The organism is Virgibacillus pantothenticus, from assembly GCF_018075365.1.
Taxonomy (GTDB): domain Bacteria; phylum Bacillota; class Bacilli; order Bacillales; family Amphibacillaceae; genus Virgibacillus; species Virgibacillus pantothenticus.
The window spans coordinates 2,190,247-2,208,257 of the sequence record NZ_CP073011.1; the positions used below are offsets into that span (position 1 = coordinate 2,190,247).

Consider the following 18,011-nt stretch of genomic DNA (forward strand, 5'->3'; position numbering starts at 1 on the left):
TAAAGTGAATCTTCCATCAGTGGGGGTTTTCATTCACCCCCCAAGGCTTGTTAGTACCGTAATGGTATGTATGTCCTAAAGGCCTCTTATGAAATAGGGCATTTAGGTGCTGTTATCCCCCACTTAGACTTATTGCAGTACAGATTTATCCAACTCCTGAAATGGGAGTCTTACAGCACCTTATATGCAGGATAAAAACCCGATAACCACCTCTTTATTTGCTTTAAATGATGCGTCCAGAATATATTCTTCCATTTTAATAAATATTTCTGTTCAAATGAGTTATTTAATGCTATATTTTTTATAAGTATACCGTAACTGTTTGATGATGAAAGGAGCCATCGTATTACTTTGTTTCGCAATATAACTAAACGTCACTGGACATTAATTTTTTTAACTATTTTATTAATCCTGTTATTCATTTTTGTAGTACCAATTTCAATTCCTTTAATCGTTGCTTTTGTAACAGCCCTTATGTTGAACCCAGTTATAAGGCTAGTGCAAAAAAAGCTAAAGATTAATCGAAAGATATCTGTAACGATTGTTTTTTTATTATTTTTAATCGTTCTTGGCGTTGTTGGAACTTTTACAATTACTAGGGCAGTTACACAGGTTGTTAATTTTGTAGAAGATGTTCCGCAACACTTTAATGAATTAAATAGAATTTACCAAGATTGGGAAAGGCAACTTCAACATTACACAGATGACTTGCCTGACGAATTTGTACGACAAGTATCGTCCAGTATTGAAACGAATCTCAATGCGTTGAGTACAACCGCAAAAGAAACGATTACATTAGAACGAATTGCTCAACTCTTTGCCTCTATCCCACAATATTTAATTAGTTTTATTGTTTACTTAATTGCGTTATTTCTGTTCATGCTGGAATTGCCACTTCTAAAGGCAAAAATGTACCATGTTATGACAAAGGAAACAGCAGAAAAAGTATCGTTTATGAATAATCGAATTACAAATGTATTTTTAGGGTTCTTTAAAGCTCAGTTTTTAGTCAGCCTGATTATTTTGGCTGTCACACTAGTTGGTCTTTTCTTTATTACGCCAGAAGTAGCGATTATTATGTCATTAATTATTTGGATTATTGATTTAATCCCTATCATCGGCTCAATTGTCATATTAGGTCCTTGGGCATTATTTATGTTTATGGCAGGAGATACATCACTAGGCATCCAGCTATCTATATTAGCTGTCATCTTGCTCGCCATTCGCAGGATTGTCGAACCTAAAGTAATGGGACAGCAAATAGGTCTTTCTCCATTAGCTACACTAATTTCTATGTTTATCGGTCTAAAGCTACTGGGAATATTAGGATTTATACTTGGTCCGTTAATTCTAATTGCTTTTAATTCAGCAAAAGAAGCAGGAATTATTAAATGGAATGTAAAGATTTAAGTAACTAACTGAACGGTTAACGTTTCATCTATCGGTTCTGTTATCTAAGGACTACTTTATTCCACCAGATTAAGAAACTACGAAAATCAGTACGAAAAAACGGGAAGGTCATCTGACTCCCCGTTTTTTTATGTTCCTAAGATGGCTTTGATTAAACTTGTTGTTTCTCCGCCTTCATATAAAATATACAATAGCAAGTATACTGCAACTCCGGTAATCGCAGTGAAGAACCATATCACACTAGTTATCGGTCCAACCTTTCTATGTACACGAATGTTACGTTTAAATGCCAAAGCCAATGTTACTATACCAAAAATGGCTCCAGTGGTAGCTAATATAATATGGAATACCAAAAAGACCGTATAATATATTTTTAAGTCCTCTGGACCTCCGAAGCTAGTATTTCCTACAAATATTGTTCGAGATACATAAATAATAAAAAACAGTGTTGCACTAACTGCAGCTGTTATCATGGCTTTTTTATGTTTTACAGCTTCTCCTTTAGCTATAAAGCGCCACCCAATTGCTACAAAAACGGCACTTAAAACAATAAAAAAAGTACTTATTGTTGGTAAAATTGGCATTAAAAAATCTCCTTCCCCACGCATATTGGTTGCAAATTATAGCTGTTTTTTACATATCCAATTTGTGCTTTTTACATTATAGAAGTCTAGTAAAATAAAACAGTCTTTCCACAAGAGATAATTTACTCTATGACTTATGAACCACTGCTTATTATAGTATAATCAGCTTCCTTTCGTGAAGCTTTATAACTTGACGGAATGAAGTAGAACAAATTTGATTTATTACAACCACAATTTGTTCTACTCCATTCCCTTCGTCTTCAACTATTCCACAATTTTAATAGTAAAAGCTAGAAATCTTCTTCCGTTTTGCATATCCGTGTTGGCATACGTAACACATTTATATCTTTTGTCCAAAAAACTTCATTGTGAATGCTGCACTTCTGTAGCAATAGGGTCCACCTTTAAACTTTCATCTGTAAACCATTTAAAGAAGACTCTTGCCAGAATAATGCCGTATGTGATTTCTTGCATAATCTTCATAATGATTCCCCCGAGCTGCTGATCTTCTAACGTGCTCATCGGCGAGAACATTTCTGGACCACTAATTTGTACAGCCATCCCTTCCAAAATATCTCCTGGAACACATAACGCAAGCGCTTGTAACCATGCTCCATTTTGGCTATATGCAGCAAACAACGGCTCATCAGCAAATATGATTAGTACACAAGCTGGTGTAATTAATACACCATTAGCAAAAATATAAAATATTTTTAACAGCGGCCGCATTTTATCCATTTCTCTAATCGGCGACAGAAGAGGCCACCAAACAATGAACGCTGCAATTAAAATAATTAGTGATACAGACGTATGTGCAATTTGCGAAGATTTAGCAAAATCGAATATTGCTGGAATATGGTAAAGAGAAAATAAACCGTTAAATAATAGTAACGAAATAAGTGGTTTGGTCAATAGTTGAAACACCGGTTTTATCATCGGTGCATAAATAAATTTTTTCCAAATCCACACTGGAATACTCTTAATTACTAAAATCGGGAAAATTAAATAATAAACAGCCATTTGCATCATATGTGCTGTAAGCATCATATGAGACAATAAATCTATTGGCGCACCCTTCACTGCATAGAGTAACACTAATGCAAGCAAAAACATGAATTGTTGCATGTGTGTGGGTTTCTCCTCCCCACCGAATTTATGTCGATAAGGACCAGTTACGAGAAAATAGGCGACCCCTAACCCAAATAAGAACAGAAGAAAATAGGGGCTCCATAAAGCTCGAAAACCAAAAATTTGTAGTTCTAGCCACATGTAAAATCACCTCAAAAGGATTGTCCTTTCTATTATAACATTTATAAATTTACGGACATCCATAAGATTTGACAATTTCAAAACATTCGCAGAAATGGAAAAGGTCGGGAATCCCCGACCTTATTTACCACCATACAATAGCTACTAACGCAGCTATTGTTAACATTGCAGCAAATACTCCACCATAAATCATCACGGACGGAAATTCATGGCCTCTATCCTTCATATGCATAAAATAGTAGAATTGGAAGCCAACCTGAACGACCGCCAAGATGAGTAATAATGGGACAGCAAACATCTTATCCATCGCTTTAGTCGCTACAATCGCAAAGGCAAAAATGGTAAAACCAATCATTAACACAAATGTAATCAGTTGCTTTTTCATTTCTTCTTTATTCTTTTGCTTTTGAAATGAATTGGTATTGGTGTTATCCATCATGTATTAACCCACCTTCCCCATCAGATATACAACTGTAAAGATAAATACCCATACAACATCAATAAAGTGCCAGTATAAGCTGAATGTATTAAATTTCGGTGCATTATACAAATTCAATCCACGCTTTGCATTTCGTACCATTAATGCAATTAGCCAGCTTAGTCCGAAAACTACGTGTCCACCATGGAATCCCACAAGCGTGTAAAACGCTGAACCGAATGCCGATGACCTAAACGTAAATCCGAATTCAGTAATATAATGGTAGAACTCATAAATTTCACAAGCAAGGAAGCCAATACCTAAAAAGGCGGTAATTCCTAGCCATAACTGCATTTTCTTAAAGTCATTATTTTTCATATGATACATGGCATAAACACTTGTTAATGAACTCGTTAATAGCAACATGGTCATAAGAAAAACAAGCTCTAAACCAAATATATCCTCGCCGCTCGGACCGCCAGCTGTCGAGTTACGAAGTGCCAGAAATGTCCCGAACAAGCTAGCAAATAATACCGTTTCTCCACCTAGAAAGAACCATAAGCCAAAAAATTTATTTTTTCCTTCTAATGTAGCCTTAGCTGGATCTTCTGGCATTGTTTCTGGATTTAAGGAATGATCGTGACTCATATTAGTCCGCCTCCCTTTCAAGTTCTGCTTTGCTGATATGATATCCATGATCATCTTTTAATGATCGCATCAGCATGGATCCTAATGCAATTCCCATTCCGATAAATATTGCCAAATTCCAAGCCTGATGGTCGGTTTGATAAATGAAACCAAACCCTGCAACAAAGAAGCCGAAAGACATGGTAAAAGGCAATATTGAACTATTTGGCATATGGATGTCACCAAGCGGCTCTGCAGGTGCCAAATTATCTTTACCATCCATTTTTTCCACCCACAAAGGATCCAGACCACGTACAAGTGGCAATTGCTTAAAGTTGTAATATGGAGGCGGAGATGAAATTGCCCATTCCAACGAACGCCCATCAAACGGATCTGCAGATGCTTTTTCTCCTTTAACCGAGGTATAAATAATATTAATTAAAAATATGGTTGCACTAATTGCCATTAGGAACGTACCAATTGTACTGACAAAGTTCCCTGTATCTAAGCCTTGATCTTCCAAGAATACCCAGTAGCGTCGTGGCATTCCCATAAGACCTAAGAAATGCTGAATAAAGAAGGTTAAATGAAATCCGATAAAAAATAACCAAAAGCCTATTTTTCCTAGTTTCTCATTTAATATTCTGCCAAACATTTTTGGCCACCAATAATGCAATCCCGCAAAAATACCAAATACAACTCCACCAACAATAACATAGTGGAAGTGAGCTACAACAAAGTACGAATCGTGGTATTGGTAATCAGCCACAGCAGATGCAAGCATAATACCTGTCATACCACCAATTGTAAACGATGGTATAAAACCTAAAGACCATAGCATAGCTGAATTGATCGTTATACTTCCGCCCCACATCGTTGCTAACCAGTTAAAGATTTTAATTCCAGTTGGTACAGCAATCGCCATCGTTGCTATCGCAAAGATCGCATTCGCTACTGGACCTAAACCAACCGTAAACATGTGGTGTGCCCAAACCATAAAACCTAAGAAAGCAATTAACATCGTTGCAAAAACCATTGACGTATAACCGAACAAACGCTTCTTGGAAAATGTTGGTATAACCTCACTAAACACTCCAAATACTGGCAAAATCAAAATATAAACTTCCGGGTGAGCGAAAATCCAGAATAAATGTTGCCAAATGATAGAGTTCCCCCCTAAAGCAACATCAAAAAATGCCGATCCAAACATACGATCAAACATCAATAAAAACAAGCCTACCGTTAATGCAGGAAATGCAAATAAAATAAGTGTACTTGTAACAAATGTCGTCCATGTAAACATCGGCATACGCATATACGTCATTCCTGGTGCCCGCATTGTAACGATCGTTACTAAGAAGTTAATTCCACCCATTAACGTACCTGCACCAGAAATCTGTAGGCCTAACACATAAAAATCAACGCCATGAGTCGGTGATACTGCAGATAATGGTGTATAAGCAGTCCATCCTGCATCTGGTGCTCCACCTAAAAACCAACTACAATTTAAAAGAATGCCTCCAAACATAAATAGCCAGAACCCTAATGAGTTTAAAAACGGAAACGCCACATCGCGTGCACCAATTTGCAGTGGCATCACCGCGTTCATTAATCCTAATAACAAAGGCATTGCGGCAAGGAAAATCATTGTCGTTCCATGCATGGTAAACATTTCGTTATATAAGCCTGCACTAATAAAGTCGTTTTCAGGCGCAATTAATTGAATACGAATAAACAGAGCCTCGAGCCCACCGAGGATAAAGAAGAATCCTCCGCCAACTAAATATAGATGGGCTATTTTCTTATGGTCAACTGTCGTTAAGTAATCCCATAGGAAAGCACCGAAGCCTCTTTTTTGAGCAGCTGCAATACTCAAATTATAAACCTCCCTTTAAAATCTTCCACCCTTTATTAATTAGTTACCCGCACTCTCTGGAGTTATTTCAGATGGCTTTAATTGCAGCAAATATTCTGCAATGCTGTCCGCTTCTTCTTCAGATAGTTTAGGGTATTTACCTGTCATCAAGTTGCCCGGTTTTATAGACTCTGGGTCTAATAACCATTGGACCAGATTTTCTTTATTTGTTTCAAGGTAGCCAGCAATTTTTGTACGATCCCCAAAGTTAGTTAAATTAGGACCAACAGCATTTGGTGATGAACCTATCGCATGGCAGCTCAAACAATTGTTCGCATCCATTGCTTCTCTTCCATCTTGAGCTACAGCATCTTGCGGCTCTTCCTCAGGGTCAACAGCTTGCATATCAGATACCCATTGCTCATACTCTTCCGGACTAACCGCTATGACTTTAAAGTCCATAAGTGAGTGTGATGGACCACATAATTCCGCACATTTGCCCCAATAAACCCCTTCTTCATTTGCTTCGATGTACATCGTGTTTTCGTTTTCAGGATTCACATCCATTTTACCCGAGATACTCGGTACCCATAAAGAGTGAATAACATCTGAGGATTTCATATTCAAATATACCTTTTTGCCAGTTGGGATGTATAAATCCTGACTTGTTTGAATTTCTTCATTTGCATAGCTAAAATGCCACCAATATTGATTTCCAGTCACATCAATATTGATATGATCACTTTTGCCGGACTCATCGGCTAAATCAAAGGTTGCAGCAACAGTTGGTACTGCAAGGATCAAAACTAAAATAATCGGTATTACTGTCCAAATGGTTTCCAGTTTTTTACTACCTTCCACCTGTTTTGGAATGTACCCCTCCTGTCCCTTCTTTTTACGAAAGCGTATAATCGCTATCGAATAAACAGAAAGAACAACAATAAATACAAATGTCATAATTACTGTTGAAAGAATAATTAAATTCATGGAAGACTCTGCACCATACCCCTTTGGTACAAGAGCTGTTAAGTTTTCCTTCCCACATCCCGCAAGGAAAATGGTAAGAAAGCTTAAAAGGAATACAAATTTAAATTTTCCCATCCAACCTTTCATGTATCCATACCTCTCTTTCTTTTCTTGATGCTCCTTATATATAAATTCATTAAGGACAAGATCACTAGAATGGTGAGTTCCACGTTACAACAACCATCATTAAAAAGAAGATGGTCAAATAGTTCAAGGAATAAACGAAAATAATAGTTGCCCATTTAATATCGTTTTTCATATAAAAACCACTGATCCCAAGCACTAACCACCCAACGTTAAGTAAAGTTGCCAACATAACAAATGTTGTTCCTAAGGATGCTAAATAAAATGGCAGTGGTAATAAACATGCGATATAAATGACAATTTGTCGTTTTGTAAATTCAAAACCATGTACTGCAGGAAGCATGGGTATTTTTGCGGCTTTATATTCTTCGTTCTTTCGCATTGCCAATGCTAAGAAATGCGGCGTTTGCCATATAAACATGATTAAAAATAATACAAGTGGAACAATGTGGAAATTTGGATCTATCGCAGCCCAACCGATCAGCGGAGGAGCAGCTCCAGAAAAGCTACCAATCGTAGTATTTAAGGTATATCTTCTTTTTGACCACATCGTATACAAAACCACATAAACAAACCAGCCGATAAATGCAAACAGCATTGCTTGTATTGTTGTAAATAGCAGGAGAATAAAGCCGATAAAAGATGTTATTATACCAAGCACAAGTACAGTTTGAAGTGAAATTGTGCCAGTTACCGTTGGTCGCGTTTTCGTTCGTTTCATAATCGGATCAATATCAACGTCATACCAATTATTTAACATGCATCCTCCCGCAATTACCGAAGCGCTTCCTAACATAGTAATAATAAACGTGCCAATATAATCAGAAAATGAGTACCCACTAAAGTAAGTTGCCAGCCAAAAACCAGCGAATACAGTAATTAAATTGGAGTTGATAATCCCTATTTTAATCAATGATTTAATATCGGCTAGTAAAGAATTAGATTTCTTTTCCTCAGCCAATGAAGTATTAGTAACAACTCGCGAAGTAGCTGTTTCTACTTTTTCCATCCCTTCCCCCCCTTTATGCCTATGCAGAAATAATGATACTTGCTCACAAAAGAGAGTTACGGCAGTGTTACTCAAAAACACAATTGTATCATGGCATATTTCTACAATCTAACAGCTATTTGCAAAAACCCCCTCATGCCTATTCTACTTCAATTCAAGTAATTTTTTGTGACATTTTTGTGAATCATTTGTTACAGTTGCGAATTATTTTAAATTAACAAATAAAATACCTATGTACGCATTTTTCTTTTACCACTATCTAACAGCTGCAACAAAATCCCCTACACTATTTCTAGCAAACAAATGAGAACAATGCAAGCGTTTTTTATTATTATAGTGAAAATCGCTCATATTCATGTTACGATTGATTCGGTTGGCATACATGTAATCTATTGTATGTACGATAATATAATTCAATCGAAACTGTAACAATTCTGTGGCATATTGAACTATTTATAATCAATTCTTTGCTTTTTAGGCAACATTAATATTATGATAAATCTATCAGCGATTTAAAAAATTAGAAGGATATATACATAGTAAGCTAATAACTTAAAAAGGGCACTTTGTTTCTATCTATCCCTTAAAACGTCATTGTCTAGCCTCAAGACGGGATCGCTTTTTATAATTTGGTAAAGTAAAAGTTTAATTGCCACCATGTTTCGTAATCTAAAAAAAGATTATTTTTGTCTGTAATAAGCTCTATTAAGCTTCCCCTTACCTGGAAATGGAATAATACGAGTAGATATGTAATAGAAATTTTCAGCACCGATATGGTGAAAATATGAAGAAAGCAAAGATTACAGGCCATTTTTTATGAATTATTTATTCCTAATATTCATAGTGATGTGGTTCCTTCATGATCGGATAATCGAAAAGTGAGTCTACCATGTTCTTAGTTGATGCAATCTAGTTAAGACAACTTTAGAGAGAATAAAACGCATAAAGTGAGGCATTTATATGATAAAAAGCTTAAAATGGTTATCTATCGTAGCAACACTTGGTATGACATTTGTGTTACTCGGTGGAGCCCTTGTAACAAAAACCGGATCAGAAGATGGCTGTGGCAATAGTTGGCCCTTATGTGAAGGTGAATGGATTCCTTCAGAGATATCACCAGAACTAATTATTGAATTAAGTCACCGTTTAGTTACTGGAGTAGTTGGTTTCGCAGTTGTAGGCTTAGCAGTATTAGCGTGGATAAAGATTGGCCATATTCGGGAGGTTAAATTTCTATCGGTTCTTTCGGTACTATTCTTAGTATTACAAGCGCTTATTGGCGCTGCCGCTGTTGTATGGGGGCAATCTGATTTTGCCCTTGCTGCTCATTTTGGAATTTCCTTGATATCGTTTGCGGCAGTATTTCTGTTAATGCTACTTATTTTTGAGGTAGATAAAAAATTCGATGCAAAATCATTATTCATTAAAAAATCTCATCGGCTTGAGATTTATGGGCTTACGATTTACACCATGCTCGTTGTTTATACAGGGGCTTTGGTTCGGCATACAGAAGCAAATTTAGTTTGCAGAAGCTGGCCATTTTGCAATAACGAAGCTCCGTTAGCATTTTCTAATTATGTTGGGCCACAATGGATTCAAATGGGGCATAGGCTAGCCGCCGGTATTTTATTTATCTGGACGATTACACTTTCTCTTCGAATGCTTCGTCACTATAAGAATAATAAATTAATGTACTGGGGCTGGTGGACAGTCATGATTTTAATTACTTTACAAGTATTTTTTGGTGCTTTGGTCATATTTACTCAGTTGCATCTAGCTACAGCATTAATGCATGCGCTTGTCATTTCGCTATTTTTTGGAATGTTAACCTACTTTATTCTCCAGGCGACCCGAAGTGGAAAATACGCAAAGCAGTTGGAAGATAACAAGTCAAATATCCAAACTTCTTAAAAGCTTGGATTACATCAAAAAGAAAAATGCAAAAAAGAGCAGGAAACCTGCTCTTTTTTAAAGAATAAGAAAGTATAAACTTAGGTGCTTGGAGATAACGAAATAACTGAATAGCCACGTCCGGCTCATGAGCCCAGCAACGATGCGACTTCACGAATCGCCCTACGATAAGTCATCATCGGTTCGTCACAAAGAGGAAGGCCGACTAAAAACGGGCTTGCCGCTCAGACATCGGCATACCCCTGTTTTTAGTGGCATGATTCCTTTATCTTTAGTTGATTCGTTTCATTCGCTACGTTGCTAAACGGGCGCCCCGCGCCTTTGTTCGCTATAGAGAAGCGATTTATTCAAATTCAATAAGTAAGTCATCAACCGCGATACTATCGCCATCCTTTACATTCACTCGTTTAATGACTCCCGTAAACGGAGCTTGCACTGTTGTCTCCATTTTCATTGCCTCATTGATTAATAAGTGGTCACCTTTATTGACACGTTCCCCTGCCTGACGAAGTACTTTAATAACTGTCCCTGGCATCGTAGCACCAATATGTTTTTCATTATTTTTATCAGCTTTTGGTCTCATCTCGACTTCAGATTGAATGCTTTGATCCTTTACAACAATCTCTCTTGTCTGTCCATTTAGCTCAAAGTATACGACTCGCGTCCCATCTTCTCTTGGTTCTGAAATAGAAACGAGCTTTACAATTAATGTCTTTCCTTGTTCAATTTCTACTTCAACTACTTCTCCTAGCTTCATGCCATAGAAGAACGTAGGGGTGTCCAATACTGACACATCACCATATTTATCATGGAATTTATGGTAATCCATGAATACCTTTGGATAAAGTGCGTGAGAGATTAAATCAAAGCTGGTTACCTGTCGGTCCAAGGTTTTAAATAATGTTTCTTTTAATTGTGTAAAGTCAACTGGTTCCAACAACTCTCCAGGCCGCACTTTTATTGGGTCTTTCCCTTTTAGGATAATTCGTTGCAACTCTGGCGGAAATCCTTGATACGGTTGTCCAATATAACCTTGAGCAAATTCAATCACAGAATCTGGAAAGTCAATTGTTTCTCCACGCTCATAAATATCGTCTTCTGTTAAATTGTTTTGTACCATAAATAATGTCATATCACCAATCACTTTTGACGATGGCGTAACTTTAACAATATCGCCAAACATATCATTCACTTGACGGAACATCGATTTAACTTCATTCCAACGATCTTCCAAACCTACAGCTTTCGCCTGTTGTTTAAGGTTACTATACTGCCCGCCAGGCATTTCATGCATATAAATCTCTGTATGTGGTGCTTTCATACCACTCTCAAAATCACGGTAGTATTCTCTGATCCCTTCCCAATAATAGGAAAGTTGTTCATAAGCTTCCACATTTATCTTCGGCTGACGCTCGTGCCCTTCCAGTGCATGGTAAAGAGTTTGTGCGCTTGGCTGTGAAGTTAACCCTGCCATCGGACCAGCAGCTACATCTACAGCGTCTACTCCGGCATCAATCGCTCTTGCATATAAGTAAATACCATTTCCGCTCGTATCATGTGTATGCAAATGAATTGGCAGGTCAATCGATTCTTTTAACGTAGAAATTAATTGATATGCTGCTTCAGGCTTTAATAAGCCAGCCATATCTTTAATTCCAAGAATATGGGCTCCAGAATTCTCTAATTCTTTCGCCAGATTTTTATAATAGCTGATATCATACTTCGTCCGGCCTGCGTCTAATATATCGCCAGTGTAACACACCGTTGCTTCTGCAATTTTATTATTGTTACGTACAGCTTCAATTGCCAACTGCATCCCTTCTACCCAATTCAAGCTATCAAATATTCGAAATACATCAATACCTGCTGTCGCACTTTTTTCTACAAACTCCTTAATGACATTGTCTGGGTAATTTTTATACCCGACGGCATTACTCGCCCGAAGCAACATTTGCAATAATACATTAGGCATGCTATCACGTAATTTCAGCAAACGATCCCATGGGTCTTCCTTTAAAAATCGGTAAGCAACGTCAAAGGTTGCTCCACCCCACATTTCAACCGAGAACAAGTTAGGAAGCATTCTTGCAGTTGGTTCGGCGATGCGATGCAAATCTTTTGTCCGTACTCTTGTAGCTAATAACGATTGATGCGCATCACGAAAAGTGGTATCTGTCAATAACACCTCTTTTTGTTCCTTTAACCAGGTTGCTAAACCTTCTGGACCGCGCTCATTCAAAATTTGTTTCGTACCTGAAGGAATTGGCTTAGACAAATCCACCTTTGGAATTTGTAGTTCAGAAAAAGTTGGCTTCTCTTTATTGCCGTCTTTATCCACACCATTGACGGTCGTATTTCCAATATACGTAAGCATCTTCGTTCCGCGATCTTTGCGCTTTGGAAACACAAAAAGTTCAGGTGTATTGTCAACAAATGTAGTATCGTAAACTCCAGATAAAAAGTTTTTATGCAAAATAACATTTTGTAAAAACGGGATATTTGTTTTAATTCCGCGTATACGAAATTCTTTTAAGTTTCTGACCATTTTTTGTGCAGCCTGTTCAAAATTCAATGCCCAAGTAGAGACTTTAACTAATAAAGAATCATAATGCGGCGAAATAACTGATCCTTGAAATCCGTTTCCTGCATCTAAACGAACGCCAAATCCCCCTCCTGAGCGATATGCCATAATTCTACCAGTGTCTGGCATAAAGTTGTTCAATGGGTCCTCCGTTGTTACACGTGATTGGATGGCGTAACCTATGGTAACAATCTTATCTTGCTCTGGAATTCCAATCGATGCATCGTGCAAGTTCCTTCCCTCGGCAACTTTTATTTGCGTTTGAACAATGTCAACGCCTGTAATCATTTCGGTAATCGTATGTTCAACCTGTACACGCGGATTTACTTCTATAAAATAGTATTTATCCTCGGTGACTAAAAATTCAACTGTACCAGCATTTAAGTAGTCTACATTTTTCATGAGTTTGACCGCAGCTTCACATATTTGCATACGTAAATCTTCAGAAAGCGATGTACTCGGCGCCACTTCTACTAGCTTTTGATGCCTACGCTGTACAGAACAGTCTCTCTCGTACAAATGAACAATATTCCCGTGTTGGTCACCAATTATTTGAACTTCGATATGTTTTGGATTTTCAATCAGTTTTTCTAAGTAGATTTCATCATTACCAAAAGCGGCTCTAGCCTCTGATTTCGCCCGATCATACGCCTCTCTAAGCCCTTGCTTACTGCGCACAATTCGCATACCTCGTCCACCACCGCCTAAAGAAGCTTTAATAATGATCGGGAACCCATGTTTATTTGCAAATACCTCCACTTCTTCTAGTGAATAAACAGGACCATCGCTTCCTGGTATAATCGGCAGTCCAGCCTGTGTAGCTTGATAGCGGGCTTTTACCTTATCACCAAACATATCTAAATGTTTACTTGTAGGACCGATAAAGATAATCCCTTCTTCTTCACATCGCTTTGCAAAGTTAATGTTTTCAGATAAAAACCCGTACCCAGGGTGGATCGCATCGACACCCACACGTTTCGCTAACGCGATAATTCCTTCGATATCTAAGTAAGCGTCAATCGGCTTTTTCCCTTCTCCAATTAAATACGCTTCATCCGCCTTGTAGCGATGATAGGAACTTAAATCCTCTTTAGAATAAATAGCGACTGTACGAATATTTAATTCGGTACAAGCCCGAAACACTCGAATCGCAATTTCCCCACGGTTGGCAACTAATATTTTGTTGATCTGTTTGAGTTGTGCCATGATCTTCCTCCTCGATATGTTTGTGATATGTGACGATTGTTTTGTTTTTCTTCTGCTGGTTCCATTTCTCTTTTTTTAATATGCATAGCTATATTATTTAAAATCCCCATTGATATTAACAACACCAAAAGAGATGAACCGCCATAACTTACAAAGGGTAATGGCACACCTGTAATTGGCAGCAAACCACTTATAGCACCTAAATTAATAAACGCCTGTATTCCTACCATGGACGAAATACCAATTGCCAATAAAGCGCCAAAGCTGTCCTTTGCTTTTCTAGAGATAAATATCCCTCTTAAAACAATGATAGCTAACAAACCAATAACAATAACTACACCGATAAAACCCAATTCTTCTGCAACAATTGCCATAATGAAATCTGTGTGTGCCTCTGTTAAGTATCCGAGCTTTTGTACACTTTGCCCCAATCCCTCACCAGTCAGTCCGCCATTACCGATAGCAACATAGGATTGGATTAACTGATACCCATGAGAATCAGGGGTTTCAAAAGGCTGATAAGCTCCTGTAAAACGCGTAAGTCGTTCATCGGTAGCCATATAAGGTAATGCCAACAACAAAAATACAACACCAATGAATATAAGTAATGATAAATGCTTGAAACGAATACCTGAACTAAAAATAACCGAACAAGCGATGAGGAAGACTATCGAAGCTGTACCAATGTCCGGCTGTAGCACAATAAGTGCTAAGATAACCCCTGTTATGACGAGGGGAGGTAAAACCGCTCGACTAAACTCACGAATATATTCCTGTTTTTTAGAGTATACAGATGCTAAATACATAATGATCCCGAGTTTAGCAAATTCTGCTGGCTGGATTCCCAAAAACCAGGATTGCGCATTATTGACTGTTGAACCAAACAGTAATACTCCTATTAATAATAGGATTACACCAAGTATAATCGGTTTGATTAATTTTTGATAGTACCGATATGGAAAAACACAACAAATAATGAATCCAACCAAACCCATTGCAAATCGAACAGCTTGCTGGATTAAATAGTGATTTGCAGGTTGCCCTTGAACAACTGCAAAAACCATGCTTGCGCTATAAATCATTACTAAACCAAAAGCAGCCAATAATATTGGCGTTATTATTAGTGTGTAATCATAATCTTTTAATTTATGTAACATATTTCTTCTCCCTACTAAATACGTAATACAAGAGCTTGTCCAAGAGGCAGCTAGAAGGAACCATAATAGATCATTTAAATCTATACGCTGATTCGTTGTTTGTTTTAACAGTTCCACTCTTGCAAGCCGTTTTTTTTAAACTACAAGCCCCTATTACAGATATTTGAAACAAAAAAACCTTGCCGGAATGATTATGCAGGCAAAGTTTTTGCTTGTTTAAATTCTCGCAAAAACCGAAGATAAGTAGGATTATACGGAATTTTGCGCTGCTTCGTGCAGAATATTTAACTTCCTCTCCAGATCTTCTAAAATTGCTTTACCTTCACTTTCGCTAATTAAGTTTAAACGAACAGCAAAATCAATCTCCCTGGAAAGCCCAAACATTTGTGTATCCAATACCTCTTCATATAATGGGCATTGTGGCATTGTTAAATTATCTATTTGAACTTCTATTAGTCGCAAAATTTTATCAGCATCAGCCTTGAGAAGGGCATGGGCTTTTTCGCGATGATTTACAGTCACCTCTGGCATCAAATCTATCCCCTCCGTTATCAAAGACTTCTTTCTATATTATATTATCGTTAGTACAACTAAAATGCAAATAAAAAAATATTTTTTCATGATTGATCTAAATCCAATGAAAGCGAGTGTTTTATCCCTCCGTTACCGTTTACAAGATACTACCTACTGTTTGCAAGAAATTCATTATAGCTTCTCTTTTGTAGTTCGTTAAAAAGCAAAGCTTTAAAACCTCTTTAGATAACGAATTTTTCTCCTTTATGTTTACCATAACAGGATTTTCCGCTACTTTCCACTTTTTTACTATTATAAAATGTCTTAAAATGTCTAGAATATTTTTAAAAAAGAAGTAAAGCACTTCCGTTTTTATGGTTGATTTTTAATTGGACATAGCTCGAAATGCATGAAATTATCTTTAAGGTTTGCTATCCTAAATAGGAAATCAAATATGAGGTGATTATTATGATCGTACCAATTAAAGGTAAAGTTACATATCCCATTACATTAGATCCTTCCGTTTGGATATTTGATGATCGTAAAATTGAATGGGAACTTGCATTTACAGACGGAAGTAACGTTTTAGAGGATGATGAAAATGATTTAAAACGAGCTTCAGAAAGATGGGAAAAAGAAGTATCTGAACAAGTGAAGCCACCAGTAAACCGCAGTATAAAACGCTATGAGCGTGATAAAATTTTAAAGAGCTCTTATGTTATTCCATTGGAAGATTTCTTAAATCATGCAGAAATTAATGCCGATGCTACAGAAGCTGTTTTGATTCGTGAGATTGGAAACGTCACCATCCCACTAGTTGAATTATTTAATAGTTATTTTTTATTTTCAAAAGATGGAAAGCCATTAAGAACGGACGGTCCCGTACATCTATACTATAAAGACGGAACAAACAAAAATAACCCGATAACACATATTACAGGTATCTCTATTCAATAAAGTGAATCTATCAATCCGTGAGGATGTCATTTATCCCCCACGGCTTGTTAGATGAACGAATTGAGCATTTAGGTGCTTGTTATCTCTCATTTAGACTTGTTGCAGTACAAGATTAGTCAACGCTTGAAGCGGGAGTCTTACAGCACACCTTATATGCTATATGCTAGATAAAACTTCTCTCTACCCGGTTTCCTGAGCAGCATATAGTCATTTATTTTGTGGCGTATTTTCAATTGCTTCAATCTTAGACCGTATGAATATAGATTCAAATCATACCTTTTACCAGGCAGTGAGAAATTTTTGCTGCCTGGTATACTTCAAAGCAAAGCTCCATACAATAAGCAGTTTACATATAACCCTTTTCCCCCTCTTCTGCTGTAAAAAACTGAAACTATTTCCAACTAACGTGGCTTCCCATCCAATTTGTATATTTTCTTAAATTCTATACAAAATAATTGTAATTGGATTTATGGATGGAGGAATGATGATGAGATTGTCTCTCATAACGATCACACTTTTTAGCCTGTTTGTTTTTACAGCTTGTAATCAAGACAATCGTGAAGAAGCAATTACAAATGAAGAAACAGATAGACAGTTCGAACAAGTAAAAAACTCAGATCCAAATCAACCACAACAATTATCCAATACAGAAATCGCTAATCATTTGGCAAATATTGCCAGTGATGTTCCTAACGTAAATGATGCTGTTTCTGTCGTTGCTGGTCCTTATGCAGTAGTTGGGATAGATGTTGATAAGGACTTGGACCGTTCTAGAGTTGGAACTATTAAATACAGTGTGTTAGAGGCGTTGTATGATGATCCTTATGGCAAAACTGCTGTCGTCATCGCCGATGCAGATGCCAATGAAAGAATTCGCGGGATGGCCGATAAAATCGAACAAGGGCAGCCTATCTACGGCATTGTAGACGAATTAGCCGCAGTTGTTGGACGTTATATGCCTGAGTTTCCAATCAATAAAAACCGACCAAAGGAAAGTGATCCAAATAAAGAGGTTATCCCTGAAAATGAAAAAGAGCAACTGGAAGATACCGAGGAAGAACAGTCCAATCATTATAAGCAGAATGAATCTTAATATAATGTAAGTATGCTCTCTGAGTAAACACTTTTGTCCATTGCCTGACAAATGAAAGAATCATGGAAAACCCTCGCAAATTAATGAGCGACTTTTCTTTTAGTCTGGTGAGCAAAATTTTCACTCTTGTAAGCGAGTTTTCCGCCTGAACGAGCGACTTCTTAACCTTGACGAGCCACTTTTTCGTCTCGACGAGCGACTATAGAATAGTGCTTGCAAGTGTTCAGGCACATATAAAGTGAATCTTCAATTCATGGGGTTTTCATTGATCCCCCATGAATTGAAGGTATGACTTAAAAGACACTGAACAG

The 18,011-nt window shown here is 37.2% G+C and carries 14 protein-coding genes; 4 read left to right on the forward strand and 10 right to left on the reverse strand.

Going from position 1 to position 18,011, the window contains the following annotated elements; all coding sequences use genetic code 11:
* The first annotated feature begins 351 nt into the window (after window positions 1-351).
* Window positions 352-1,410 (forward strand): sporulation integral membrane protein YtvI, encoded by a 1,059-nt coding sequence (ytvI, locus tag KBP50_RS10355; protein WP_050352628.1) that lies wholly within the window; start codon window positions 352-354, stop codon window positions 1,408-1,410.
* A gap of 128 nt (window positions 1,411-1,538) precedes the next feature.
* Here ytvI and KBP50_RS10360 read toward each other — a convergent pair whose 3' ends face one another.
* From KBP50_RS10360 to cyoE, 7 genes are all read right to left on the reverse strand, one after another.
* Complete coding sequence (locus KBP50_RS10360) at window positions 1,539-1,994, reverse strand: DUF420 domain-containing protein (protein ID WP_050352627.1); 456 nt, start codon at window positions 1,992-1,994, stop codon at window positions 1,539-1,541.
* Window positions 1,995-2,357: 363 nt separating this feature from the next.
* Window positions 2,358-3,263: a cytochrome c oxidase assembly factor CtaG gene (gene ctaG / locus KBP50_RS10365; RefSeq protein WP_050352626.1), complete on the reverse strand. Its 906-nt coding sequence runs from the start codon at window positions 3,261-3,263 to the stop codon at window positions 2,358-2,360.
* Window positions 3,264-3,387: 124 nt separating this feature from the next.
* Window positions 3,388-3,702, reverse strand: coding sequence for a cytochrome c oxidase subunit IVB (ctaF, locus tag KBP50_RS10370; protein WP_050352625.1), 315 nt, complete (start codon window positions 3,700-3,702; stop codon window positions 3,388-3,390).
* A gap of 3 nt (window positions 3,703-3,705) precedes the next feature.
* The gene (locus KBP50_RS10375) at window positions 3,706-4,329 is read right to left on the reverse strand and encodes a cytochrome (ubi)quinol oxidase subunit III (RefSeq protein ID WP_050352624.1); all 624 of its coding nucleotides are present in this window, start codon (window positions 4,327-4,329) and stop codon (window positions 3,706-3,708) included.
* Between the two features lies 1 nt (window position 4,330).
* Complete coding sequence (ctaD, locus tag KBP50_RS10380) at window positions 4,331-6,184, reverse strand: cytochrome c oxidase subunit I (RefSeq protein ID WP_050352623.1); 1,854 nt, start codon at window positions 6,182-6,184, stop codon at window positions 4,331-4,333.
* Window positions 6,185-6,223: 39 nt separating this feature from the next.
* Window positions 6,224-7,276 (reverse strand): cytochrome c oxidase subunit II, encoded by a 1,053-nt coding sequence (coxB, locus tag KBP50_RS10385; protein ID WP_050352622.1) that lies wholly within the window; start codon window positions 7,274-7,276, stop codon window positions 6,224-6,226.
* Between the two features lie 64 nt (window positions 7,277-7,340).
* On the reverse strand, window positions 7,341-8,282 hold the full coding sequence (gene cyoE / locus KBP50_RS10390) for a heme o synthase (protein ID WP_050352621.1): 942 nt from the start codon (window positions 8,280-8,282) through the stop codon (window positions 7,341-7,343).
* Between the two features lie 960 nt (window positions 8,283-9,242).
* Between cyoE and KBP50_RS10395 the strand changes: the two genes are divergently transcribed.
* Window positions 9,243-10,193, forward strand: a complete 951-nt coding sequence (locus KBP50_RS10395; RefSeq protein WP_050352620.1) for a COX15/CtaA family protein — start codon at window positions 9,243-9,245, stop codon at window positions 10,191-10,193.
* Window positions 10,194-10,536: 343 nt separating this feature from the next.
* On the opposite strand, the gene pyc is transcribed toward KBP50_RS10395, so the two are convergent.
* From pyc to KBP50_RS10410, 3 genes are all read right to left on the reverse strand, one after another.
* Complete coding sequence (gene pyc, locus KBP50_RS10400) at window positions 10,537-13,980, reverse strand: pyruvate carboxylase (protein WP_050352619.1); 3,444 nt, start codon at window positions 13,978-13,980, stop codon at window positions 10,537-10,539.
* Entirely contained in the window at window positions 13,947-15,137 is a 1,191-nt protein-coding gene (locus KBP50_RS10405; RefSeq protein WP_050352618.1) for an FtsW/RodA/SpoVE family cell cycle protein, read from the reverse strand. Before KBP50_RS10405 ends, pyc begins: the two co-directional genes overlap by 34 nt.
* Before the next feature lie 249 nt (window positions 15,138-15,386).
* Window positions 15,387-15,668 (reverse strand): Fpa/YlaN family protein, encoded by a 282-nt coding sequence (locus KBP50_RS10410; RefSeq protein ID WP_050352617.1) that lies wholly within the window; start codon window positions 15,666-15,668, stop codon window positions 15,387-15,389.
* Window positions 15,669-16,118: 450 nt separating this feature from the next.
* On the opposite strand from KBP50_RS10410, the gene KBP50_RS10415 reads away from it, so the two are divergent.
* Both KBP50_RS10415 and KBP50_RS10420 read left to right on the forward strand, forming a co-directional pair.
* Window positions 16,119-16,607, forward strand: coding sequence for a hypothetical protein (locus tag KBP50_RS10415; RefSeq protein ID WP_050352616.1), 489 nt, complete (start codon window positions 16,119-16,121; stop codon window positions 16,605-16,607).
* A gap of 487 nt (window positions 16,608-17,094) precedes the next feature.
* Window positions 17,095-17,700 (forward strand): YhcN/YlaJ family sporulation lipoprotein, encoded by a 606-nt coding sequence (locus tag KBP50_RS10420; protein ID WP_306423661.1) that lies wholly within the window; start codon window positions 17,095-17,097, stop codon window positions 17,698-17,700.
* Window positions 17,701-18,011: the final 311 nt, after the last annotated feature.

Bases quoted from the DNA above. Each gene is read 5' to 3' on its own strand.
- KBP50_RS10360 (WP_050352627.1), bottom strand. From the start codon at position 1,994: ATGCCAATTTTACCAACAATAAGTACTTTTTTTATTGTTTTAAGTGCC.
- ctaG (WP_050352626.1), bottom strand. From the start codon at position 3,263: ATGTGGCTAGAACTACAAATTTTTGGTTTTCGAGCTTTATGGAGCCCC.
- ctaF (WP_050352625.1), bottom strand. From the start codon at position 3,702: ATGATGGATAACACCAATACCAATTCATTTCAAAAGCAAAAGAATAAA.
- KBP50_RS10375 (WP_050352624.1), bottom strand. From the start codon at position 4,329: ATGAGTCACGATCATTCCTTAAATCCAGAAACAATGCCAGAAGATCCA.
- coxB (WP_050352622.1), bottom strand. From the start codon at position 7,276: ATGAAAGGTTGGATGGGAAAATTTAAATTTGTATTCCTTTTAAGCTTT.
- cyoE (WP_050352621.1), bottom strand. From the start codon at position 8,282: ATGGAAAAAGTAGAAACAGCTACTTCGCGAGTTGTTACTAATACTTCA.
- KBP50_RS10395 (WP_050352620.1), top strand. From the start codon at position 9,243: ATGATAAAAAGCTTAAAATGGTTATCTATCGTAGCAACACTTGGTATG.
- pyc (WP_050352619.1), bottom strand. From the start codon at position 13,980: ATGGCACAACTCAAACAGATCAACAAAATATTAGTTGCCAACCGTGGG.
- KBP50_RS10405 (WP_050352618.1), bottom strand. From the start codon at position 15,137: ATGTTACATAAATTAAAAGATTATGATTACACACTAATAATAACGCCA.
- KBP50_RS10410 (WP_050352617.1), bottom strand. From the start codon at position 15,668: ATGCCAGAGGTGACTGTAAATCATCGCGAAAAAGCCCATGCCCTTCTC.
- KBP50_RS10415 (WP_050352616.1), top strand. From the start codon at position 16,119: ATGATCGTACCAATTAAAGGTAAAGTTACATATCCCATTACATTAGAT.
- KBP50_RS10420 (WP_306423661.1), top strand. From the start codon at position 17,095: ATGAGATTGTCTCTCATAACGATCACACTTTTTAGCCTGTTTGTTTTT.